Below are 23723 nucleotides of genomic sequence, written 5' to 3'. Positions count from 1 at the left end.
ATTCTTCAGGCTTGTGCTTGGGCAGTTGGGCATAAGGGGTCATGGCTATCCGTGTTTTCAAAGGCAGGTCGCTATTTTAACCTTATTAAGACCAAGCTCTATGTTGATTATTTAGGAAAGATGTCTACTAAGTTGGTCAGACGAAATGTATCGCATTTTTGGCGTTACCCCCGAGATATTCGAACACACGATGATAGCGATTGGTGATTTGATCCTTCCTGAAGACTTGGACCTGAGAAACAGTTGGTTAAACGATTCCCTAAAGGGAGAAGACATGCGGGAACTGGTTTTTCGTATCAGATTATCCGATGGCACCATTCGTTTTATCTGTAGCACCGGTAAATTGCAGTACGATGCATTGAACAACCCCTTGCGATTTGTGGGTTGTTCTCAGGATATCAGTGAGCGTAAATACCAGGAACAGCAAGACACAGAGCATCTAAACCAACTGGCTCATGTCACGCGCCTTGGGCTGATGGGCGAAATGGCATCCGGCATCGCCCATGAAGTTAACCAACCTTTAACGGCCATTGCTACCTATACGCAAGCCAGTTTAAACCTGATGAAAGCTGAACATCCTAACTTGGAAAAGCTTGCCGAGGTAGCCTACAAAACCCAGCAACAAGCATTAAGGGCAGGACAGATTATTAATCGTATGCGGGAGTTTGTTAAATCTAATACCAAGCAGAGTTTAGATACTGACCTTAATGAATTAATTCAAGACGCGATCAGTCTGTGTCTGCCGAAACTAAAGCAGAGCAATATAACGCTAAGCCTTCAATTACAAGATTCTTTGCCGCTAATTAATATTGATCATATTCAAATTGAACAGGTCATCATAAACCTGATCAGAAATAGCGAGGATGCCTTAAATAGCTGTTCTGAAAACCGACAAAAAGAGATATCCATTTATAGCTTGCTAACGCCGAATGATAGCATAGAAGTTAGAGTAAAAGACAATGGCTCGGGCATTCCTGAAGATCAGCAACAGCAAATATTAATGCCTTTTTACACCACCAAGGCAGAAGGTATGGGTATGGGTTTATCTATTTGCTGCTCCATTATTGAAGCCCATGAAGGTTATTTGAAATTTAACAGCCAAGCTGGAAAAGGAAGCACATTTTATTTTTCACTACCCATAAAGACAGATAATGTCTGATGAGCGTTAACAGGCTTGATTAAATTGATGAAATGTTGACTCCTGAAGGGCCTGACATTATTAGAACGCGACTATAGACTTTCAGAAATTAAATTTCCAACTCACATCACTGCAAACTCTACGGATACCATCCCTTCAAGGGATGTTATCCGTTAGCATCGAAATTATTTATCTGAGAATCTATAGATAAAAAGCTAGCAGTTTTGACACAACTGATTCATTTAATATACAGCAGTGCGGCAGCGTACAAGTTTTCGGAAGATGATCTGATTGATTTGCTTACTAAAGCTCGGCAGTATAACGGTAACACTGATGTTACAGGGATGTTGCTTTACACAGAAGGAAGCTTTTTCCAAATATTAGAAGGAGAAGAATCTGTTGTTGATGCGTTATTTGCAAAAATAAGCAAAGATAAACGACATACAAAAGCGGTTACCATCATGCGGAAAACAATACCTAATCGTTCTTTCGGTGAATGGACTATGGGTTATGCCAATGTTACTTCTGAGGAAGTAGAATAATTGACAGGTATGAATGATTTTTTTACTTATGCCTCTTGTCTTGGAGAGTTGGATAAAGGACGAGCTAAAAGAATATTAAGTGCTTGTAAAGAAGGGCTTTGGCAAACAAAAGTGAGGAGTTTAGAACATTCTCCACGAACATCTTCTGTCATAGAACAACCCGCAACAGAGCGAACCTCCAATATTTCCTTTGCTTTTCAACCCATTATTGATGCTAATTTATCAAGTATCATCTCTTTTGAAGCGATGATGGCAGTGGGCACAAACCTACCCTCAATCCATCATACCAAGTGTCAGCTATAATAAATCAACCCACTTTTAGAAGAGCTTGGGCTAATGTTGGTTTTTTCATAGCCAGTTAAAACGTTACGAACGAAAAAAATTTACTTTCGGCCTGGTTTGCCAAGCATTCAGTTGTTATTCTGACCCAGTGCTTCGTTGGCAAAGTTGTCAGGTAACCAGCCTCTGTTAACGCAGTCACGAAAAGACCATTCAGGAGCTGTTTCTGTTTTGTAGCTCCAAAAAAACCAGCCCTGATACGCCTCAAAAGTTATCAGTTGGGCAGCAGCATAAGCTCGATATGCGAGTGATTTTTGAAAACTGTCCATCGCTTGCAAGGTATCCTTGAAAGGGCCTTCAGCCCAAAGTGACACGAACTTTAGATGCAGCCCCAAACTCCATTCACCCACGTAAGCGGGATAACTCAAAGTAGCGTTAATGTCATCCGCCTCGTGTTTCCAATCGACAACTGCACTGCGGATATGACCATAGATATCCAGGTCAATATCGGCCTGTACAAAACACTGGTAACGATGTATATCGAACACGACATTGCAAAATTCGGGTTCGGTTAAAAACCCGGCATATTCATGAAAAGACCGAAAGCCATCATGAAAAACGACGGCGACGTCTTCTGCCCGGCAGTATTTACGAATACGCTGATAGGCATCTATGGTGTATGTTTTTAACAGATTGGTTTCAATATCCCAACGCGGCTCGTTTAATACTTCAATGCCATGTAAAGCAGGCCGACTGTGATAGCGCTCGGCCAGACGTTCCAACAGATCCAATGAGTAATTAATATAGTCTTCTTGGGTATGCCATTCGCAAACATTCAGGATGCCGCCATTATCAAAGCCGTTTTGGCAACCCGGTGCTGCATGTAAATCCAGCACAACAGACAAACCATATTGCTCTGCCCAGTCAAATGCGCGATCAAGAATGACTAGTCCACCGTCCGCAAAGGGATATAAAGAGGCGCCATAGGACGGATGATAAGGATAATCCGGCCCGAATAGCCAATGACCAACAGGGATTCTAACGGCATTTATTCCGGTTTTGGCAAGCCAGGCAAAGTCCTCGGCGGTAATAAAAGTGTCCCAGTGCTTTTTGAGTAATTTTTCAGCACTTGTACCTAGTTCAACACAGTATGATGTTTCATCTGTCGCTTGAAGACCCTCAAAAAGACTGGGGGTCATCCATTTTTCCAACACCAGCCAACCACCCAGATTAACGCCCCGCAATTTCTTGCCAAATTTACTATCAAGTTCCTGGTTCAAAATAGTCACTCTTCATTACAAACGTGAAAATTCACAGAATAATCTTCCGGTGATGAAATGCTACCGCCGAGGGTTGATTGGTAATCGAGAGTAGAGCTGCGTCAGGTAATTCCTGACAAATAATACGCAACATTAATACTTCACCATCGGGGTCAAGCGAGTCGAAGGCTTCTTGCAAAAGAATCCATTTAGGACGATACAATAATAATCGCACTAATCCCAAACGCTGTTGCTGCTCACGCGTCAATACTTTATCCCAGGCATCTGTTTGTTCAAGTTGACTTCGTAATTCCCCAAGCCCTGCGAGTTTGAGTAACGCATCAATCGAAGCTGAGCTAAAGGCTTCAGCATCAGACGGATAGCAAATCGCAGCATGCAGGGTTCCGTCCGGTAAATACGGGCGTGGCGGCATAAAGAACATAGGCTCTCCATCCGGTAATTCAATACTGCCCCGACCCCAAGGCCAGAGACCGGCTATTGCTTTAAAAAGCCTGGCTCCTGTAAAAACATCACCAGAAATCAGTACACGCTCACCCGGTCTGATTTCGGCATTTAGACCACAGATCATGACTTTGCCATCAAGCTGGGAGATACACAGATCACGAAAACACAAAGTGGACTTATCGGGTCTTTCCAACAAAATTCGTTGCGGATCAGGGCGGGCTATTTCCAGTTCCAAATCCTCCAAAGCTTTGACTAATCCTAAAACACGCTCAACCGAGGCACGCCATTGTGCAATGGGAGCCATATTATTGACTGGCCAAGACAACGCGGCAGACATTTGTTGAAACGCCTGCACAGCTTGCATCAACGCACCGAGACTAAGACTGCCGAGGATATAGCGTGGCGCAGCGATCAGAATAGGGAACGCCATGGACAACACACCATAACCTGAGTTAAAGAGCAGAATATTTGCCCAAGCTTGGGTTTGACGGTCATACAATGTGGTAATATTTTGAAAAAAATACAGAAATCGTCTTTTTTCATTAGTCTCGCCATGAATCAAGGCAATTGCCTGAGAATTTTCACGCGCTCTTACCAACCCAAAGCGAAAATTGGCTTCAGCAGTTTGCATCGCATTGGTAGTCAATGTTAACGGCCGACTTGCCCACCACCCCAAAACAGAAGCGAGAGTTGAATAAATTATCGCTACCCAGACCAAATAGCCATAAACAGGAAATTTAAACGCCCCCAAATCGAGAATAAAAACCCCGGAAAGCTCCCAGAGAATACTGGTAAAACTAATGAGTAACAACAAGCTATAGAATAGCGAATGACAAAGAGTAATGGCTTCATCAGTTGCAATACGGATATCTTCAGCTATCCGGCCATCAGGGTTATCATGGTCGACTGTCTGTATATGAGAAATCAGGTAATGTCGGCCTTTGTTCATCCACTGACCGATTACACGCTCTGTCAGCCACGATCTCCAGCCGATTTGCAAATGCCGCTTAACTTTCATATGCATAGCAGTGACAGCCATACTGGTTACAAAAATCAAAACCAGATAGCCAACCTGTTCCAATAATCCGGACATGGAGTGCTGTTCAAGGGCATTGAACAGCGCTGCACTCCACTCCGTAATAATAACGGCAAGAGCCATCTGCAAGACGGTAAGAATTATTAAAGCTAATGTCTGATTGCGGATAACAACCTTATTTTCGGAATTCCAAAAGGGGCCGGCTAACCGTAAAAATTGAATGAAAAATCCATTTTGACCTTGCATAGATGATTCTCCTCATTGAGATGAAATAAATACATTAACCACAGCATCATTTTATTAATGAATGCTGACGTGTATCTTTTTACTTATTATTATTTTTAGAAGAGATCATTATAAAAATAACTTCCTGTTCTTTTTACCTCAAGCTGGAAGCCCCATGCTTCTAACCATCGATTAAATTTTCAGCACTTTGGCGTACTAATATTATTTTACTGATAGTATCATCTTAACAAGATAGTCTTATAATTTTTGGTTTAAAAATTGTTAATATTAACCAATAATGACGAATCAATGACACCCAAAACATTAATCTGGAATCATCGCCCACTTATTATCCGGTATATTAACTCTTGGCTATTATCTTAAATAATTTAAGTAATTTTGAATATGATTTCATTACGTACACCAGGAAAAATAACCGCTGACATTTTAAATATAGCCCACCGGGGGGCGCGGGCATTTGCACCGGAAAATACCTTGGTCGCCTTTCAAAAGGCCAAGCTATTTGCTTGTCAGATGTTTGAAATGGATGTTCGTTTTTCAAAGGATAGAGAATTAATCGTTTATCATGACGAACAATTAACCCGCTGCACTGATGTTAAATTAAAATTTCCTGGCCGTAAGACTTACACTGTCGAGGATTTCACTTACGATGAATTGATCACCCTGGATGCCGGTAGCTGGTATATCGAACAATTATCTTTGCCTGCATTCAACAGACAGGAATTTTTACAATCATTAACGGATGAAGAATCAACCCGGTTTGTAACTCCACAAGATATTCAACTCTATGCCTCCGGCAACATAAAGATTCCCACTTTAAAACAGACACTGGAATTTGCCAGACATGCCGACATAATGGTAAACATTGAACTAAAAACGCAGCCCAATGTTGCGACAGAACTGGCAGAAGGAGTTGTCAAGCTGGTTGAGTTGATGAAAATGGATAATCAGGTTGTGATTTCATCATTTGCCCATGATCAGTTAAAAACAGTACGTCAACTCACAAAAACCATCGCCATTGCCATTTTAACCAGTGACAAAATTGAAAACCTGAATGATTATCTACGCTTACTGGACGCCGATGCCTATCATCCCAATTGCTATAATGAACCCGATTCACCCGGAAGCCGAAAACTGAACCAGTACGGCATTACTGAGGTTCGAAGTACCGGTCGCTATGTCAATGGTTGGACGTGTAATAATAAAGACGATATGCGCCAATTAATTACCACCGGTGTGACCGGCTTGATTTCCGACTTTCCTAATCGGGTACAAGATGTTTTATTGGAATATTGATGTTGGTTTATTTAACTCAAGTGTCCGTATGCTTTTCATGCTGATCCGATACAACACAAGTCTTCGTTGATGGAAATGATATTGTTTAAAAAATAAATAACCTTCAATGAGATAAATATCCCAACCTTTTAATAAGTAAGGAGGATCGGCAAAACGCTGATAAGGGAAAATCGGGTAACAGCCGTTAGACGATTTTATTTTCTAAATTCAAAAAAGCCGATATATTGCTTAATCAACTCAAAAATTTTATTTATGCAAATATTAAAAGATAAGAACGTCCTTATAGTCGGCGCTACTGGCAGTATTGGTAGTAAAACAGCTGCTTTGCTGGCAGGCAGCGGTGCTCATCTGTTCCTGGCCGGTAGAAATAAAGAGCAATTACAAACCGTTGCTGCCGCTTGTAAAGTATCCACTGAACGATATTTTGTTTTGAATGATTCTCAACCTGACTCTATAAACGAGCTAAAAGAAAAATATTTCCAGCAATTTGCTACCATTGATATTTTGATTAATGCTGCGGGTATTGGCATCATTAAATCAATGGATACGCTGGATGAAACTGATTTTCTAAATACATTGCAGGCTAATTTGGTCGTTCCTTTCTTGCTGATGAAAGCATTTTTACCCGCCATGAAAGCAACCAAAACAGGCCTTATCATCAATATTCCCGGCGTATTGGGCAAAGTTCCCATGGCCGGCGCAGCCGCTTATTGCGCCAGTAAATACGGACTGGTAGGCATGATGCAAAGCATTCGGGAAGAAGTAAAACGTACTGACATTCGTATCACCAATTTATTTCTGGGCGGTGTGGACTCTGCTTTTTGGGATAGCATTGACCTGAAAGTTCAGAGGGGAAAAATGATTCAAGCTGAGGAAGCGGCCAAAGCTATCTGGTTTTTATGCCAGCAACCCGATAGTGGTGTAGTCAGTGAGATGGTGCTACAGCCGTTTAATCACCAGGTTATTTGAAAAATTGATCGCTACGGTACTTCACCTTTGCCCACCAACTTGTCCACTATAACGAGGTTCTGACTAACAATAGATCAGATCCTCGTGACCACCCTATCATGTCAATTTTACTTTTAAAAACAAGCTGATTTCGTTAACGAACTCAAACTTTTCTTCGCTATTTAGATGCTTCTGCACAGATTCATTCTGTTTTACCGGTAAAGGCCAAGTAACCATGCTGTTAATTCGTTATAATTAAAACATTTTCTGTCGCGGACATCCATAGAACACGACCAACAACTTATAGAGATGAAACATGTTATTAAAAAAACAATTCCTGAGTGCATTGGTTATTTTATTAGCGGTATTAAGTAACCCGATACAAGCCGAGCCAACCGATTTGAAACCTTTTTTAACCGGAAGCTATCAGCAGATACTGGCGAGCAATACCAATCAGCCTTTTATGCTGGTAGTCTGGTCCATAACCTGCTCATCCTGCCTTAAAGATATGCCCTTGTTAAGCCTTATTCATAAAAAAAGACCTGAACTAAAAATAATCATGCTGGCAGCGGATGATATTTCCGAAACTGATCAAATTCAGTCGATCCTGAAAAAAAACCAGTTAGTCGATATTGATAATTGGGTTTATGCCGATGAAAACACACAAAAATTACAATTTGAAATCGATCCAAAATGGTATGGCGAATTGCCCAGAACTTATTTTTTCGATAAGACACATCAGCGCGAAAGTGTTAGTGGCGTGTTATCAGAAGCCGACTATGACAGCCGATTAATAAAAATTTTAAAATAAAGAGCCATGAATTAATTAAGACCTACAGAAAACAATGTCGCTTAATCATTTTGGACTATATAGCGTCTACATATAAAGCGGGGAGAAATGATTGCTATCCAAAATGGTTATTGCAACATAATCTGCAAAGTACCTGATTATGCTAATGATGAAACGTTTTCATAGCCCTGCTCTGAATTTAAGAGCTACATTTTTCAGCCGCAGATAAAAACTTGCGTTAAAATGGCCGCTATTATAAAACTAATGGTGCTTATTTTTATGTTCAAAACAAAATTTTCTGTTCTGATAGCTGCCTGTCTATTAAGTGCCTGCATCACCAGTCCTACCGGCAGAAGCCAATTTATTGTCATGCCTGACACGCAAATTAACCAAATGGGCTTGCAGGCTTTCGACACCTTAAAAAAAGAAAAACCAGCCAGCACCAACAGTCAATATAATCAGCTTGCCAGCTGTATTTCACAAGCCATCACCAGCCAATTAGGTGGCCAGTGGGAAGTCATTGTTTTTGAAGATACATCACCCAATGCTTTTGCCTTGCCCGGCAATAAAATTGGCATACACTCCGGAATGATTACACTGGTTGATACTCAGGATCAACTGGCGGCGGTCATTGGTCATGAAGTCGGACACGTACTCGCCAAACACAGCAATGAAAGGGCATCGCAAGAAATGGCTGTCAGTCAGGGCATGGCCATGATTCAGGCAATGGGCTCTCCGCAATCCGCTTTAGGTCAGACGGCCTTTGGCCTGCTGGGTGTCGGTGCAGAATATGGCATACTGATGCCTTATAGCCGAATACAGGAAAGTGAAGCGGATATAATCGGTGTCGATTTAATGGCAAAAGCAGGCTTTGATCCAAAACAAAGCATCGCCCTATGGCAAAAAATGGAACAGGCATCACAAGGCCAACAACCGGTAGAATTTTTGTCAACGCATCCGGCACACGCCTCGCGTATTCAAAATTTGGAGCAACACATGCCACAGGCCTTAATTTTGTATCAACAAGCGCAAGCCGCAGGTAAAAAACCTGGATGTAAATAAACAATAATCCAGTGGCAGTAGAGATCTATAGTCCCTTATCATTCAGAAAAAAAGACTATGTTAAAAAATTTCACAAGAAATTTACTGCCTTTATTTTCCTGTTTTCTCAACCAGGAAAAGAAATTTTTTTAAACTGTGGGCAACGTAGTAATGACTCCTAACTTAAAATACTTACATCCTTACCCGTTTGAAAAGCTGGCTCAACTTAAATATGGTATTGTGCCACCGGCAAACAAGCATCCTATTGTTCTATCCATAGGAGAACCAACTCATACCACTCCGCATTTTATTGCCGAGGCGCTATTAATCCATTTACATGGATTATCCAACTATCCAACGACAAAAGGCATCCCTGAGCTAAGGCAGGCTATTGCTGACTGGATTACGAGGCGCTTCCAGATTCCTGAAGAATTTATTAACCCTGAAACGCAAATTTTGCCGGTCAGCGGCACCCGCGAAGCCTTGTTTTCTTTCGCCCAATGTGTGATTGATCCAAACACAAGCCCTGTAGTCATTATGCCCAACCCGTTTTATCAGATTTATGAAGGCGCAGCACTACTGGCAGGGGCAGAACCGTATTTTTTAAACACCCTGGAAGCCACGAATTATTTACCGGATTTTGATGCCGTACCTGAAGCAATATGGCAACGCTGCCAGTTAATTTATATCTGTTCTCCCGGCAATCCCAGCGGTGCAGTGATCTCGCAAGCCAGCCATGAAAAACTCCTTAATCTGGCGGAAAAGTATGATTTTGTTATTGCCTCCGATGAATGCTATACCGAACTCTATGATGACGAAAACCAGCCCCCTGTTGGTTTGCTGCAAACGGCTTATCGTATGGGTAACAAGGCATTTAAACGTTGTGTTGTTTTCCATAGTTTATCCAAACGCTCCAACGCCCCAGGCTTAAGGTCCGGCTTTGTTGCGGGTGATGCCGATATTCTGCAGCAATATTTTCAATACCGTACCTATCAGGGCTGTGCCATGCCTTTACCCACCCAACATGCCAGTATTAAAGCTTGGCAGGATGAAGGGCACGTTATTGAAAATCGGCGTTTATACCGTGAAAAATTCTCGGCTTTTATCGCCATTCTTGCTGACGTTTGCAAAATTGAGAGACCACCTGCCGGATTTTATGTCTGGTTGAAAATCCCCCAGCCTTTGGAGTCCCCTTTTGATAAAGAGGGATTAGAAGGGATTTCAGACACCGCTTTTGCCCAACAGCTTTTTGCCCGGGAAAACATCACCGTTCTGCCGGGCAGTTTCTTGTCCCGTGAATTTGATGGCATAAATCCGGGAGTCAATCATGTCAGAATAGCCTTGGTTGCACCACTGGAGGATTGTATAGAAGCTGCCCATCGAATTAAAAACTTTCTTAACACCTTATATATAACACCATGAATCACCTAAAAAATATTATAGAATCCGCTTTTGAACAACGTAACGACATTACTCCAGCTAACGTTTCAGCTGAAATCCGCAATGCGGTTATCGAAACCATTAACCTGCTTGATAAAGGTACACTAAGGGTCGCCGAAAAAATCGACGGCGAATGGGTAACGCATCAATGGTTAAAAAAAGCCGTATTATTATCCTTCAGAATTAACGAAAACCGTATGATGGACGGTGGCAACACCCGTTATTACGATAAAGTTGAATGTAAATATTCAAATTATACCGAAGAAGATTTCGCCAAAGCCGGCGTGCGCGTTGTTCCCAATGCCGTTGCCCGTCACGGTTCCTACATAGCGCCCGGTGCAATATTGATGCCGTCTTATATTAACATCGGTGCTTATGTCGATAGCGGCACGATGGTTGATACTTGGGTAACGGTTGGCTCATGCGCACAAATTGGTAAAAACGTGCATCTTTCTGGTGGCGTGGGCATTGGTGGCGTATTGGAACCGTTACAGGCAGGCCCTACCATTATTGGCGACAACTGCTTTATCGGTGCACGTTCAGAAATTGTTGAAGGCGTTGTCGTTGAAGATGGTTGCGTTATTTCAATGGGCGTATACATTGGCCAAAGCACCAAAATTTTTAACCGTATGACCGGTGAAGTCAGCTTCGGACGTATTCCTGCAGGATCTGTGGTCGTATCCGGCAATTTGCCTTCAGCAGACGGTAGCTATAGCTTATATTGTGCAGTTATCATCAAACAGGTTGATGAAAGAACACGTAGCAAAACCGGCATTAATGAGCTATTAAGGGATTAATTATACCGGCCGGGTTAACCTTAACTTAATCCGGCCACTGCTACTGAATCACCGGGGAGTTATCTACGCTACGCATGAAACACACGTAAATGCCTTAATCGCAGCCGGATAACATACCTAAAAACACTACCCAATAAAAAATAAGTTTATGATTAATAATGATGTATTACGCCGGGTTCGCTACGCTTTGGACCTAAACGACCAAGCCATGATTGATATTTTTGCCTTGGGCGATACCGAGATAAGTCGGGATGATTTACTCAACGTACTTAAAAAAGATAATCAGGAAGATTATGTCGAACTTGATAATCAACTGATGGATGCTTTTTTAAAAGGTTTAATTATTTATAAAAGAGGGAAATTGGATGAGCAACCCGGGCAAGTGAAAAAGCCGTCGGTGCCGGTAACCAATAATAGTATTCTCAAAAAACTAAGAATCGCCTTAAACTTTAAAGAAGACGATATGCTTAACACCTGGAAACTGGCTGATTTTGAAATATCCAAAGGTGAACTCAGTGCTTTTTCCAGACAAAAAGGCCATAAAAATTACCGGGAATGCGGCGACCAAATACTGAGAAATTTTTTACAAGGCCTGACTATTCATTTTAGAAATCCAAGCGAATAAACTGCCGTTAAACAGCAAAGAGCCTGTAGACTATAAAATGCTATCCGGACAGCCTCTTAGGTAAAGTAGATAAAAAAGGCCTTGCCAACCAAGCTGATTAACCACTTTTAATTTTTTCTTAACCTTAACCACACTTATACCATGACTGAAAAAATCTCAAGTAATGCCATGATTTACGCCACACTGGCCCTTAACAGTGAAGTAGACCTACAACGAGAATATCTGGAATCCGATGATATTCTTGAAGATGACCGCGAAAACGAAGAAGAAATTCTGGCCGATCTCGAACAAGCCTTTATGGAATTTGTCGACCTGTATAAAAATCGTTGTAAAACTGACAAAGAATTACCCAGCATTGATGAGTTATTAAACAGCCAATTATAAGCACAAAGCCATGTACACGCTTTACGGCATAAAAAACTGCGACACCGTCAAAAAAGCGCGGCAGTGGCTGGATCAAAACGGCATAGCCTATCAGTTCCATGATTTTCGGACTGATGGGCTAACCTCGGTACAGCTCAATAACTTTGCCACGCGCGTAGACTGGAACACCTTACTTAATCGCAGCAGTACCAGTTGGCGGCAACTCAGTGCGGAGCAACAAAGCGATTTAACAGCAGAAAAAGCAATCGCATTGATGGTAAACACCCCAACCCTTATTAAACGTCCGGTTTTAGATACCGGCGATAAACTGATTATTGGCTTTACTACCAAGGATGGAGGCTATGCTGCACACCTGCCGGAAGCCGGTAAAGTAAAACCCGACCATAACCAAACCGAATGACTATGAGTGAAACCCTGGAACTTCTTAAAGACCTTGTTAGCAGGGAATCAGTCACGCCTGAAGATGCCGGTTGCCAGGATGTTATTGCGGAACGCTTAACCCGACTAAATTTTAAAGAAGAACGTCTGGATTTTAATGATACTAAAAATATCTGGCTTAGACGTGGCGATGTAAAGCCGTTGTTTACCTTTCTTGGCCATACCGATGTTGTACCGCCGGGGCCTTTAGATGCATGGTTATCACCACCGTTTGTGCCGACTGTTCGTGATGACAAGCTCTATGGCCGTGGCACCGCTGATATGAAAGGCGGCATTGCCTGCTTTATTACGGCCGTTGAGCGTTTTATCACCAAACATCCCGACCATAAAGGCTCTATTGCCGTTATGTTGACCAGTGATGAAGAAGGTATCGCTACCAATGGCGTGGTTAAAGTGGTGGAAATACTGGAACAACGTCATGAAAAAATTGACTGGTGCCTGGTCGGTGAACCTTCCAGCGATAAAAAGATGGGGGATGTCATTCGTGTCGGTCGACGCGGCTCTTTGTGCGCCAAATTAACCGTTATTGGTGTTCAGGGGCATGTCGCCTATCCTGAAATGGCAGACAATCCGATTCATACCTTTGCCCCGGCATTAAAAGAACTAACCGAAGAAATCTGGGATCACGGTAATGTTTTTTTTCCACCGACCAGCCTGCAAGTTTCAAATATCAATGCCGGAACCGGCGCGGAAAACATTATCCCGGGCTTTGCAGAAGTACAGTTTAACCTGCGTTTTTGCACCGAATTAAACGAAGAAACCATTAAGCAACGCACCTGCGCCATTCTTGATAAATACGGCTTTAAATACGAGATAATATGGCGCTTGTCCGGCAATCCTTTCTTAACTGAAAAAGGCCAATTAATCGATGCTACCCATGCCGCCATTAAATCGGTAACCGGCTTTGATACGCTGGATGATACCGGCGGTGGCACCTCGGATGGACGCTTTATTGCACCAACCGGCGCACAAGTAGTTGAATTGGGGCCATTGAATGAAAGCATTCATAAAATCAACGAAAATGTGACCATAGGAGACTTGGCAATTTTAACCAATATCTATGAGCAAATACTGGTAAATTTACTGGTGTAGTCGACTTTATAAATCACCAACGAAGTTGCGTATTTCATTCTATCAATACAGACTATTTGCTTGCTAAAAAACTAAAGCCATTATCATCACGAAGGTGCCGGGGTATATTTATTCGTGTCCTTCGTGATAAATAAAATATTTTTTTGTGACACTACACTGATATCCTATAGCAAGAATCAGACGTACTCTGGAGAGTCACAAAAATCGATGATTTCGGCTACCTCATAGTTGTTCTGAATCGGGAAACATACGATGATAAAAGCCAAAGATCAGTACCTATAAACAAATAGTTATTTCTATGAGGAGGTATTATGAAACGTTATTTATTATCCATCTATCTATTGTTATTGAGCGCTTGCTCAAATCTCCCACCGGCAATTGAGGACCCGCCTTTATTTGACCTTTCCTATAGTCAGGCAACCCAGAAAATTTCCCAGTATAAAGAAGCGCCTGTAAGATGGGGCGGCATTATTATTGATGTGGAAAATGAACAAAGCTTCAGCCTTGTTCAAGTATTATATTACCCCCTTAACAGCTATGGCCGACCACGGCTGGATCAACCCAACAAAGGACGCTTTATTTTTAAAAGCGCCGAGTTTCTGGATCCTGCTGTTTATACAAAAGACACAGAGGTTACTGTTGCCGGAACACTTAAAGGCGATATCGAACATTCTGTTGGAAAAAAAATACTCCGACTGCCCGTTATTTCAGCTACCACTATCCATCTGTGGCCAGCTTATATACCCGTTAATTATTATGGTTACGGCGGTTATGGTGGTTTTGGCTATGGTTACCCTTATTATGGATACTATGGCTATTACCCCCGTTATTGGGGTGGATACTATTATCCCTATTGACCATCAGGATTCATCCTGCTATTTGATGGCTATAAGCTAAAGATGGCTATTACATTTAGGATGTTTTAGTCACCACTATCTATAGCGGCTAAAGTTGCTACTATATAGATTTTCAGATAAATAATTTCAATGTTGACAGATACCATCCCTTCAAGGGATGGTATCTGTATGGGCTTACAGCGACATAAGTTGGAAATTTAATTTCTGAAAGTCTATAGATAGTATTTTCAGCTTATTAGTTTTAGTTATCGATAAAAAGATATAAATACTGCTTTTTTGGGGCAGTAAATAAGCATGCAGACTAATTCATCAAAAAGACATCGTTTATTAAACGATTACGGTATTTTAATTCAAAATACCTTACTATTAAGAATTTAGAACTTAACTAGATTGTTGGCTTCTGGTATATTCCCATTGCTGGCGATTTAATTAGCTAAACTGGCCGTATGCGTCTCTTCGGCCAGTAACAATAAAAAAATAAATTTAAGAGTTGGAGAGCTGTTATGTCTGAAGTGTTGTTTATATTAACTACGATTTTTGTTGCTTATGTTGTTTATAAAACGGTGAATGAAAAAAAAGCAGTACCTAAACCCGAAGCACCAAAAGTAGCTGTAGAACAACCTGTACCTGAGACTATTGTCGCAAAAATCAAACCGACAAAAATTAAACCGGCAACTCTTAAAAAAACCACACCTAAAGCAACGACTCAAAATATAGTTAAAAAAGGCTTACGCGATCCAAAAACCGGAGAAGTAGCTACTACCTATAATAACTATCGTTTTACCAAGCGCTGGATAAAAGATGCCTTGGTTACCGAAGGATTACTTGAAAAAGTTTATAAAAATAACGAACTAGATCCTGTCATTGAAGCATTAATAAAAAGCGCCTTGGTTAAACTTGAAGCCATTGATAACTATAAGCCTTAATTGTTCCAATTAAGCTTTTTCAGGCTATGACAATATGATCAAAAAAAAGCCCCCGTTATTTGCTTGAGGCTTTTTTCTTCTGATACAAGAATGACGATTTATCTTTCAATCTTTTCCAGATAATCATTCCAACGAATCCATAAGCCGACTCGTGTTCTTGAGAATCCAAATATTTCTGGGCTACCAAAATATCTGACGGCAATATAAAAATAGCCAGTCATCACCAGACTTGTCAGATAGCCATGTCATAGCCGCTGAAAAGATAACAAGGAAAGATAACCCCGGTAGTATTCACTGCCATCTTGGTTTTAAAAATAGCGTTTTACAGAGACTTGGTTAGAATAGCAAATATTCTGGCTTCACTGCCTGAAGTTGCCTGGAAAAATTATGGCATCGCTATAAAAACTTAAGAAAAAACTTGCCGGACTTTACCGGTCAATCAGGAGCAACAAATGAATATTCATGAGTATCAGGCCAAACAGTTGTTTCAGATTTATGGAATACCTGTACCCGATGGAAAGCAGGCGACAACGCCAGATAATGCCGAACAGGTTGCCCGCGAGTTAGGAGGCGATGGCTGGGTTGTTAAGGCTCAGGTACATGCAGGAGGCAGAGGTAAAGTCGGCGGCGTGAAACTGGCTAAAAATTTGGCTGAAGTCAGCGAGTTTAGCAGGGATATGTTGGGCAAACGACTGGTTACCATTCAGACCGATAGCGCAGGATTACCGGTTAATTCTCTGTTAATAGAGAAAATGTACCCGATTAAACGGGAATTATATCTGAGTATGCTGATTGACAGAGCCAGTGAACGTATCAGTTTTATCGCCTCGGCGGCGGGTGGCATGGATATAGAAACGATTGCCCATGAATCGCCTGAACAAATTACTTCGGTACACGTTCATCCTGCCGCAGGCTTAAAAGTCTATCAATGTCGGAAAATTGCCTACATGTTGGATCTTAAAGGATCGCAAATCAAAGCGTTGGAAAAAATAATGCAAGGCATGTATGACTTGTTTTTAGCCAAAGATGCCAGTCAAATTGAAATTAACCCGTTAATAGAAACCGAGAGCGGCGATTTATTGGCATTGGATGCTAAAATTAATTTTGATGATAACGCGGTAGCCATTCATCCTGATATTTTAGCGATGAAAGATCCTACCCAGGAAGATGAGAAAGAAAACCATGCCCAGCAATTTGGGCTAAATTATATTACCCTGAAAGGTAATATAGGCTGTATGGTTAATGGTGCAGGATTAGCAATGGCTACTATGGATCTGGTTAAATTAAAAGGTGGTCAGCCTGCAAATTTTCTTGATGTTGGCGGCGGTACCAATGTTGAAAAAGTCTGTGAAGCATTCAAGCTGATTTTGTCTGATACCAGTGTAAAAGCGGTACTGGTCAATATTTTTGGTGGCATCGTGCAGTGTGATGTTATCGCAGCGGGTATCTTGGCCGCTATAGAACAAATTGACGTTACCGTACCCGTGGTAGTGCGTCTGGAAGGCACTAATGTCGAAGAAGGCAGGGCTTTATTGAGTGACACAGGCCACAACATTTACGCTGCAGATGATTTGGCACACGCGGCAGAACAAGTAGTTGCTTTGGCGGAGACGGTATGAGCATTTTAATTAATAAAGACACTAAGGTTATTTGCCAAGGCTTTACCGGTAAACAAGGCACTTTTCATTCCCAGCAAACCCTGGACTACGGCACTCAATTAGTCGGAGGCGTTACTCCTGACCGTGGTGGCGATATCCACTTGGGATTACCGGTTTTTAATACCGTGCAAGATGCCGTTAACAGCACCGGCGCCACCGCCAGCGTAATTTATGTACCGCCTTTTTATGCAGCTGATGCCATTCTGGAGGCAGTAGATGCCGGTATCAAACTAATCGTCTGCATTACCGAAGGCATTCCCATTTTACAAATGTTGCGGGTCAAAGCGGCAATGGCCAATACGGGAGCCTTATTAATTGGCCCCAACTGTCCGGGAGTCATCACCCCTGGCGAATGCAAAATTGGCATTATGCCGGGTAAAATTCACTTACCCGGGTCTATCGGTATAGTGTCACGCTCAGGTACCTTAACCTATGAATCAGTTCATCAAACGACTCAGCAAGGTCTTGGACAAAGTACCTGTGTAGGTATCGGCGGTGATCCAATTCATGGTATGAACTTTGTCGATGTACTCAGTCGTTTTCAGGCGGATGACCAAACCAAAGGTATCATCATGGTTGGTGAAATAGGTGGCAGCGAAGAAGAAGATGCCGCTGAATACATTAGATCTTACGTGACTAAACCCGTTGTTGCCTATATCGCGGGACAAACCGCCCCTGCCGGAAAACGCATGGGCCATGCAGGTGCCATTGTAACTGGCGGAAAAGGCACTGCGACAGGAAAAATTGCTGCATTAAAAGCGGCCGGGATTGAAGTTTGTTTATCACCGACTGATCTTGGCGTAGCCATGAAAGGCTGCTTGTAAAAAATCATAACCGCTAAATCTATAGATTCTCAAATAAATAATTTCGATACTATCAGATAACATCCCTTCAAGGGATGTTATCTGTATGAGCTTACAGCAACGTGTATTGGAAATTTAATTTCTTAAAATCCATACAATAATTTTAAAGAGTATCAACACGAAGAAATAAACTTCGTATCTTTAATCCGATCATGACTTTCTGATTCAACCCGCGTTCTAACGATTCTTGATCCATAGCCAATTTTGTTACTTTTTATAATTACCACAAATTTCTTGTATCCAGCCAAATCATCGGTCTTTTTCATTTATTCAGTGGTGTTGCGTAGTAGTTCCTCGTAATGCTCGTTTGCCGCCCCGAGTACCTGAATAATAAAAGTCATAGCGATAATTATACTAAAATCCTTCCCTACTACTCATTACAGTCGCCAAGACTGCTTGCAATAAATCCGCTTGCCCGGTCTGAAAACTGATTGCATCCGTTTCTCTACGTAACCAGGTAAATTGGCGTTTAGCCAATTGTCGGGTCGCGATAATACCTTTTTCTGTCATGCTTTCAAGATCATCCTCACCTTGCAGATAGGCCCAGACTTGTCGATAGCCTACGGCACGAATAGCCGGCATTTTTTCGGTTAAATCACCACGCTCGTAGAGCGCTTCTACTTCACTAATAAAGCCTTTTTCCAGCATATTTCGGAAACGTTGAGCAATGATTTCATGCAGAACTTTCCGGTCCGGTGGCGCTATAACCAGTTTTATTTTTTGATATGGAAAGTCTTCGCCCTGAGCTGTCTCAAAAAAAGAGGATAAGGGTTTGCCACTAATTTCGTAAACTTCCAAAGCGCGTTGAATACGTTGTGGGTCATTTGGATGAATTCTCGCCGCCGCCAGTGGATCAATATCAGCCAGTCGTTGATGTAATGCCTCTTTGCCCAAGCGTTCTAAATCGTCATCCAATTTAGCCCTTATCGCCGGATTGGCTTCAGGCAATACGGCAAGTCCTTTTAATAGCGCATTGAAATAAAGCATGGTGCCACCCACTAAAATCGGTATTTTTCCTCGCCCGGTTATAGCGGCCATTAAAGCAAGCGCCTGTGTTCTAAACTGGCCGGTAGAGAACGATTCTGATGGATCTAAAATATCTATCAGGTAATGAGGAATACCGCTTCTTTCTTCCAGTGTCGGCTTGGCTGTACCTATATCCATGCCTTTAAATACCAATGCAGAGTCTACACTGATAATTTCTCCATCCAATTCCTGTGCCAATTGAACAGAAAGAGCTGTCTTCCCTGAAGCCGTTGGCCCCATTAAGAAAATAGCTGGCGGCAATGGCGGTTTTTTTATCATACCCAAGTCCTGTTTAGCATTACTGACATCGCTTATTGACCACGCATAAAAAATTTATCAAGATCGTTAGTTGATAACTCTATCCAGGTCGGTCGGCCATGATTACACTGCCCTATTCTTTCGGTTTGCTCCATATCCCGCAGCAATGCGTTCATCTCGTCTATGCTCAAACGACGACGGGCACGGACAGAGCCATGACAAGCAATAGTTGCCAATAGCTGGTTGGATTGTTCCTGTATACGCTGACTCATACCATGCTCGGATATATCAGCCAGTACATCACGTATCAAGGTTTCTTTATCAATGTTGCCCAATAACGCCGGTGTAGAGCGTAGAATAATCGTTTCAGGGCCGGACCGGTTAAGCTCAAACCCTAGCGTACTAAAAAACTCATGTTCCTGCTCTGCCAGATCAGCTTCTGCCGAACTGACGTTTATCTTAATCGGCAGCAACAAGGGTTGACAAGGTATCGACCCTGATTGATATTGTTGTTTCAAACGCTCGTAGGTCACTCGTTCATGAGCGGCATGAGCATCAACAAGAATGATGCCTTTAGACGTTTCGGCCAGAATATAAATATTATGCAAATGCGCGATAGCATAGCCTAACGGATGAGTATCCTGTGTTGAAGATATTACTGGAGCTAGAGCTGGTGATGGTTGCTGTTTTTGTACGAACTGATCGTCCGGATATAATGACGCATAAGCGCTTATTGTTTCCGCGACCGTAGGCAGTGATGTTTGCAGAGGCGGCCTTGGATTATAAACAGGTTTACGATCAAAATTTAAACTTGGCTGCGGCGCCGGTTTAAAATCGGGCTCATATTGCCTCGTTACGCTATCGCTAATCTGATCAACCTCAACTACCTCGACACTGTGTTCCGGCCTGACATTGGCCAGTGACCGGTGTAGCGCTGTAAACAAGAAGTCATGCACCAAACGACCTTCTCTAAATCTGACTTCCAATTTTGCCGGATGCGCATTAACATCAACCAGAGTCGGGTCAAGTACCAAATACAAGACAAAAACCGAGTGTCGCCCATGAAACAAGACATCCTGATAGGCTTGCTTAACAGCATGGGAAACCAGCTTATCCCTGATTAACCGACCGTTGACATAAAAAAACTGCATATCCTGCTGACTGCGGGAAAAGGTCGGCAATCCGACCCAGCCGCTTAATTGCAAGCCTGATGCGGCAAAGTCAATTTTTACCGAACTCTCAATAAAAGCCGGCCCGCAAATACCGGCAATCCTTTGTTCTTGTGCGCTATCCGTTACTGCCGGTTTTAAATTAAGCACTTCTTTTTGATTATGCGATAACGTAAAGCCAATATCAAAGCGGCTCAGTGCCATTCTTTTTATTAACGTTTCAATATGGGCAAATTCGGTTTTTTCGGTTTTTAAAAACTTGCGTCTGGCCGGTGTATTGTAAAATAAATCACGCACATCAACCGTAGTACCTTGAGGATGTGGGTCGGGCTGAGGATCAAAGTTCTGTTCAGAGCCGTCTGCCATTACACTCCAAGCGCACTGTGCATCAGCGGTACGAGAAATTAAGGTAAGTCTGGCGACAGAACTGATACTGGGTAAGGCTTCACCACGAAAACCCATACTGGCTACCTGTTCCAGATCCTGTAAGCTGGCAATCTTACTGGTCGCATGTCGCGATAAGGCAAGCGACAAGTCCTCTTTAACTATACCTGAACCATCGTCCCTGATTTTTATCAGCCGGGCACCGCCCTGCTCTATATCAATGGTGATCTGCGTCGCTCCGGCATCAAAACAATTTTCAACCAGCTCTTTAACCACAGAAGAAGGTCTTTCGACCACTTCACCGGCAGCAATTTGATTAACCAGTTGAATGGGGAGTGAATGAATACGCATAAGTCGTTACAATAAATTCTCGGATAAATAATTTCTATGCTAACAGATACCACCCCTTAAAGGGATGTTATCTGTATGTACTTACAGCAATATCAACCGGAAATTTAATTTCTGAAAGTCGATAGAAAAAAGTTTTGAAAAAACTGTATTGTGACTCAAACAATTCTGCCTATTACTATTTATTCTCTATCATCCGGTATGTAAGGGATTAAACCTTTTTGAAAAGCAATCTCTTGTACCTCTCTCGGCATTTCCCGAATATCTACTATCATCCCATTAACCGTTAACAGCCAGGCCATTGGATTGCTTTGCAATTTGCTGGGCAATGACCAGTCTGGGTCCATCAAAGACATTCCCAATAGGGTACGAATAGCTTTTGATTTTGCATTCCCGGTACTTTCCCCTACACCAAAGCCTTTATATAGCTCTTTGGCACTTATATAAGGTGTTTGACTTTTATCAAATAAAAAATTGACCATACCAATTGCATGGGTTGCACCACAGCCCCATGTACTCACTTTGCCTGTTTCTACAGGAGAAGGATGCTTTCTGCATAAAGCTGCCACTGTATAGCGTATAAGTTGTACATACTCATCATTGATGATTTTCCATGCAAAATTTATCGATTATTTCGACAATAGCCTGATATTTTTCCTGCATTGCTTTTGGAACATTTTCCGATTTTTTTATCTGTGACATTCTTGTTTCCCAAATTGATTTATTTGAATAGTATTATTGATTTTATGCCGCCATCTGCTGGTATAAATGCTTCTGAAATTCTATAAACAACGAACGGATATTGGCAACGCTACCCAAAATCTCTTTGGCATCCTCTAACGAATGCTATTTATTGGTTAACAAGATATGTAATTTTTCCTGATCCAGCTCTTCTACGCCGGTTTCTATATATTTGCTCAAGATAAAATCAATAAATTCTTGTTGTTGGATATTTAGAAAAACAAAAATATTCGCTTGAGCTGCGACGACTTTGGCTTCTTTGGTAAGAGGCTTAACATCAATGTTAAAAGATTTTTGGCAGTAAAAATCTGACCAATTATTGGACTATTTAACTAATATCTATTTGAAAGCAAATACTTACAGTTGCGGCAGAGAGGTTTATAACAGGCTTATCCACAGGATAATGTGGATAAGTTTTGTTGGTGCCGTTGTCAAAATCACATATCCAAAGCCGCAACTCTGTCATCAACAGGAGCAGATTGTCTAAAATAGCTAAGCACACCTTTGAAAATAGCATTGGCTACTTTCGATTGATATTGGTTACTGAGTAAATTTTGCTCTTCTGATTCATTGGAGATGAAAGCAGTTTCTACCAGAATGGAGGGAATATCGGGTGATTTTAATACCAAAAAGCCCGCTTTTTGCACAGAATCTTTATGCAATTGGGCAATATTATCGAAGTGTTTTAATACGTGTTTGGCAACATTGGCGCTAGCTTCCTGAGTTGCGGTTTGCGATAAGTCCAATAAAACTGATGCCAAGATATCTTCCTTGTCGCTAAGACTAACGCCCACTAAATCAGCAGCATTTGCGGTATCTGCCAGCCAACGCGCCGCTTCACTTGAGGCTCCGGTAGTGGATAAGGTATAGACGGAAGCCCCCTTAACACCAGCATCCTGAAAAGCATCGGCATGTATTGAGATAAATAAATCCGCTTTAGCGGCTCGGGCAATTTTCATCCGGTCTCTAAGACCAACATAATAGTCACCTTTGCGAATCATCACGGCTTTCATACCAGACTGCTTATTAATCAATGCTTCCAGTTTTTTAGCCATTGCAAAGGTGACTTTTTTCTCTTCAGTTCCACTCGGCCCATGAGCACCTGAATCATTACCACCATGCCCCGGATCAATCGCAATGACTATGTCATTGGCGCTTGCCGCTGTGATCAATTTACCGGCAATTGATTTAGTCGCCACTGTTTTTGGTTGAAAAGATTGGCTATCAACCGACTTGGTTACTTCATCTTCGGTTATTGTGGCAACAATAGGATCTTTATTAAGTAAATCAATAACTAAAATATTTTCATTGCTGTTATTGGCGCTTAATGAGAATTTTTTTGTGCTAATCGGCATTTTCAAATCAACAACAATTCTTAAATCAGTGCCATCTTTTATTCCTGAGCGGACTCGGGTAAATAATGGATGCGCTATAGAAGGTTGATTTAATGAATGCTTTAACCGGGCATTTTTAATGTCAATGACCAATCGCGACGGATTATTCATAACAAAAAACCGATGCTCTGTTGATGCTGTCACATCAAACACCATGCTATTTTGTTTTGAACTAGTGGTATATCGTAATGAATTTACGTTGATTTGTTGTGCGTAAATCGACACAGACAATAACTGTAATCCAACGAAGAACAAGATTTTCCAGTAATTTATCATATCAACA

22 protein-coding genes and 2 pseudogenes are annotated in these 23723 nt (G+C 41.8%); 18 read left to right on the top strand and 6 right to left on the bottom strand.

Translation table 11 applies throughout. From position 1 onward, the window contains the following. Nucleotides 1–139: 139 nt before the first annotated feature. The 4 genes and pseudogenes from N7974_RS13165 to N7974_RS13150 all read left to right on the top strand — a co-directional run. Nucleotides 140–373 (top strand): annotated as a pseudogene (locus N7974_RS13165) (PAS domain-containing protein); the annotation flags it as partial. 102 nt (nucleotides 374–475) lie between these two features. Beyond that, nucleotides 476–1159 (top strand): sensor histidine kinase, encoded by a 684-nt coding sequence (locus N7974_RS13160; RefSeq protein WP_317451608.1) that lies wholly within the window; start codon nucleotides 476–478, stop codon nucleotides 1157–1159. Nucleotides 1160–1362: 203 nt separating this feature from the next. Continuing rightward, nucleotides 1363–1680, top strand: a complete 318-nt coding sequence (locus N7974_RS13155) for a BLUF domain-containing protein (RefSeq protein ID WP_262966060.1) — start codon at nucleotides 1363–1365, stop codon at nucleotides 1678–1680. Further along, nucleotides 1681–1983 carry a hypothetical protein gene (locus N7974_RS13150; RefSeq protein WP_262966059.1) on the top strand — a complete coding sequence of 101 codons (303 nt, stop codon included), beginning with the start codon at nucleotides 1681–1683 and terminating at the stop codon, nucleotides 1981–1983. 107 nt (nucleotides 1984–2090) lie between these two features. On the opposite strand, the gene N7974_RS13145 is transcribed toward N7974_RS13150, so the two are convergent. Together N7974_RS13145 and N7974_RS13140 are read right to left on the bottom strand one after the other, a co-directional pair. Next, complete coding sequence (locus N7974_RS13145; protein WP_317451607.1) at nucleotides 2091–3248, bottom strand: glycoside hydrolase family 5 protein; 1158 nt, start codon at nucleotides 3246–3248, stop codon at nucleotides 2091–2093. 22 nt (nucleotides 3249–3270) lie between these two features. Beyond that, nucleotides 3271–4965: an ABC transporter ATP-binding protein/permease gene (locus tag N7974_RS13140; protein ID WP_262966058.1), complete on the bottom strand. Its 1695-nt coding sequence runs from the start codon at nucleotides 4963–4965 to the stop codon at nucleotides 3271–3273. Between the two features lie 384 nt (nucleotides 4966–5349). On the opposite strand from N7974_RS13140, the gene N7974_RS13135 reads away from it, so the two are divergent. From N7974_RS13135 to sucD, 14 genes and pseudogenes are all read left to right on the top strand, one after another. Next, nucleotides 5350–6261, top strand: coding sequence for a glycerophosphodiester phosphodiesterase (locus tag N7974_RS13135; protein WP_262966057.1), 912 nt, complete (start codon nucleotides 5350–5352; stop codon nucleotides 6259–6261). Between the two features lie 252 nt (nucleotides 6262–6513). Then, a complete protein-coding gene (locus N7974_RS13130) occupies nucleotides 6514–7230 on the top strand; it encodes an SDR family oxidoreductase (RefSeq protein WP_262966056.1) in 717 nt (238 codons plus the stop codon). A gap of 295 nt (nucleotides 7231–7525) precedes the next feature. After that, the gene (locus N7974_RS13125; RefSeq protein ID WP_262966055.1) at nucleotides 7526–8020 is read left to right on the top strand and encodes a TlpA family protein disulfide reductase; all 495 of its coding nucleotides are present in this window, start codon (nucleotides 7526–7528) and stop codon (nucleotides 8018–8020) included. Between the two features lie 258 nt (nucleotides 8021–8278). After that, a complete protein-coding gene (locus tag N7974_RS13120) occupies nucleotides 8279–9061 on the top strand; it encodes a M48 family metallopeptidase (RefSeq protein ID WP_243220226.1) in 783 nt (260 codons plus the stop codon). Between the two features lie 150 nt (nucleotides 9062–9211). Beyond that, nucleotides 9212–10462: a succinyldiaminopimelate transaminase gene (gene dapC, locus N7974_RS13115; protein ID WP_262966054.1), complete on the top strand. Its 1251-nt coding sequence runs from the start codon at nucleotides 9212–9214 to the stop codon at nucleotides 10460–10462. Continuing rightward, nucleotides 10459–11277, top strand: coding sequence for a 2,3,4,5-tetrahydropyridine-2,6-dicarboxylate N-succinyltransferase (gene dapD, locus N7974_RS13110; protein WP_262966053.1), 819 nt, complete (start codon nucleotides 10459–10461; stop codon nucleotides 11275–11277). The genes dapC and dapD overlap by 4 nt, the downstream gene beginning before the upstream one ends. A gap of 148 nt (nucleotides 11278–11425) precedes the next feature. Then, the gene (locus N7974_RS13105; protein ID WP_243220229.1) at nucleotides 11426–11902 is read left to right on the top strand and encodes a YehS family protein; all 477 of its coding nucleotides are present in this window, start codon (nucleotides 11426–11428) and stop codon (nucleotides 11900–11902) included. A 141-nt stretch (nucleotides 11903–12043) separates the two neighbouring features. Beyond that, complete coding sequence (locus tag N7974_RS13100) at nucleotides 12044–12286, top strand: hypothetical protein (protein WP_243220230.1); 243 nt, start codon at nucleotides 12044–12046, stop codon at nucleotides 12284–12286. Nucleotides 12287–12296: 10 nt separating this feature from the next. Continuing rightward, complete coding sequence (locus N7974_RS13095; protein ID WP_262966052.1) at nucleotides 12297–12686, top strand: ArsC family reductase; 390 nt, start codon at nucleotides 12297–12299, stop codon at nucleotides 12684–12686. Nucleotides 12687–12688: 2 nt separating this feature from the next. Next, on the top strand, nucleotides 12689–13816 hold the full coding sequence (gene dapE, locus N7974_RS13090; protein ID WP_262966051.1) for a succinyl-diaminopimelate desuccinylase: 1128 nt from the start codon (nucleotides 12689–12691) through the stop codon (nucleotides 13814–13816). A 311-nt stretch (nucleotides 13817–14127) separates the two neighbouring features. Continuing rightward, nucleotides 14128–14673: a Slp family lipoprotein gene (locus N7974_RS13085; protein ID WP_262966050.1), complete on the top strand. Its 546-nt coding sequence runs from the start codon at nucleotides 14128–14130 to the stop codon at nucleotides 14671–14673. A gap of 503 nt (nucleotides 14674–15176) precedes the next feature. Further along, nucleotides 15177–15599: a hypothetical protein gene (locus N7974_RS13080; protein WP_262966049.1), complete on the top strand. Its 423-nt coding sequence runs from the start codon at nucleotides 15177–15179 to the stop codon at nucleotides 15597–15599. Nucleotides 15600–16048: 449 nt separating this feature from the next. After that, nucleotides 16049–17218: pseudogene (sucC, locus tag N7974_RS13075) on the top strand (ADP-forming succinate--CoA ligase subunit beta); the annotation flags it as partial. Continuing rightward, the gene (sucD, locus tag N7974_RS13070; protein ID WP_262966047.1) at nucleotides 17215–18081 is read left to right on the top strand and encodes a succinate--CoA ligase subunit alpha; all 867 of its coding nucleotides are present in this window, start codon (nucleotides 17215–17217) and stop codon (nucleotides 18079–18081) included. The pseudogene sucC and the gene sucD, both read left to right, overlap by 4 nt. A 393-nt stretch (nucleotides 18082–18474) precedes the next feature. Here sucD and miaA read toward each other — a convergent pair whose 3' ends face one another. The 4 genes from miaA to N7974_RS13050 form a co-directional block, all read right to left on the bottom strand. Continuing rightward, nucleotides 18475–19425, bottom strand: a complete 951-nt coding sequence (gene miaA / locus N7974_RS13065) for a tRNA (adenosine(37)-N6)-dimethylallyltransferase MiaA (RefSeq protein WP_262966046.1) — start codon at nucleotides 19423–19425, stop codon at nucleotides 18475–18477. A gap of 32 nt (nucleotides 19426–19457) precedes the next feature. Beyond that, nucleotides 19458–21308, bottom strand: coding sequence for a DNA mismatch repair endonuclease MutL (gene mutL, locus N7974_RS13060; protein ID WP_262966045.1), 1851 nt, complete (start codon nucleotides 21306–21308; stop codon nucleotides 19458–19460). A 179-nt stretch (nucleotides 21309–21487) separates the two neighbouring features. Beyond that, nucleotides 21488–21874 carry a DUF6398 domain-containing protein gene (locus tag N7974_RS13055; protein ID WP_262966044.1) on the bottom strand — a complete coding sequence of 129 codons (387 nt, stop codon included), beginning with the start codon at nucleotides 21872–21874 and terminating at the stop codon, nucleotides 21488–21490. 609 nt (nucleotides 21875–22483) lie between these two features. Beyond that, nucleotides 22484–23716 (bottom strand): N-acetylmuramoyl-L-alanine amidase, encoded by a 1233-nt coding sequence (locus tag N7974_RS13050; protein WP_262966043.1) that lies wholly within the window; start codon nucleotides 23714–23716, stop codon nucleotides 22484–22486. Between the last annotated feature and the right edge of the window lie 7 nt (nucleotides 23717–23723).

It is taken from the genome of Methylobacter psychrophilus (genome assembly GCF_025583945.1).
In the GTDB taxonomy this organism is placed as follows: Bacteria; Pseudomonadota; Gammaproteobacteria; order Methylococcales; family Methylomonadaceae; genus Methylobacter_C; species Methylobacter_C psychrophilus.
This window is presented reverse-complemented; position numbering and strand designations above follow the sequence as displayed.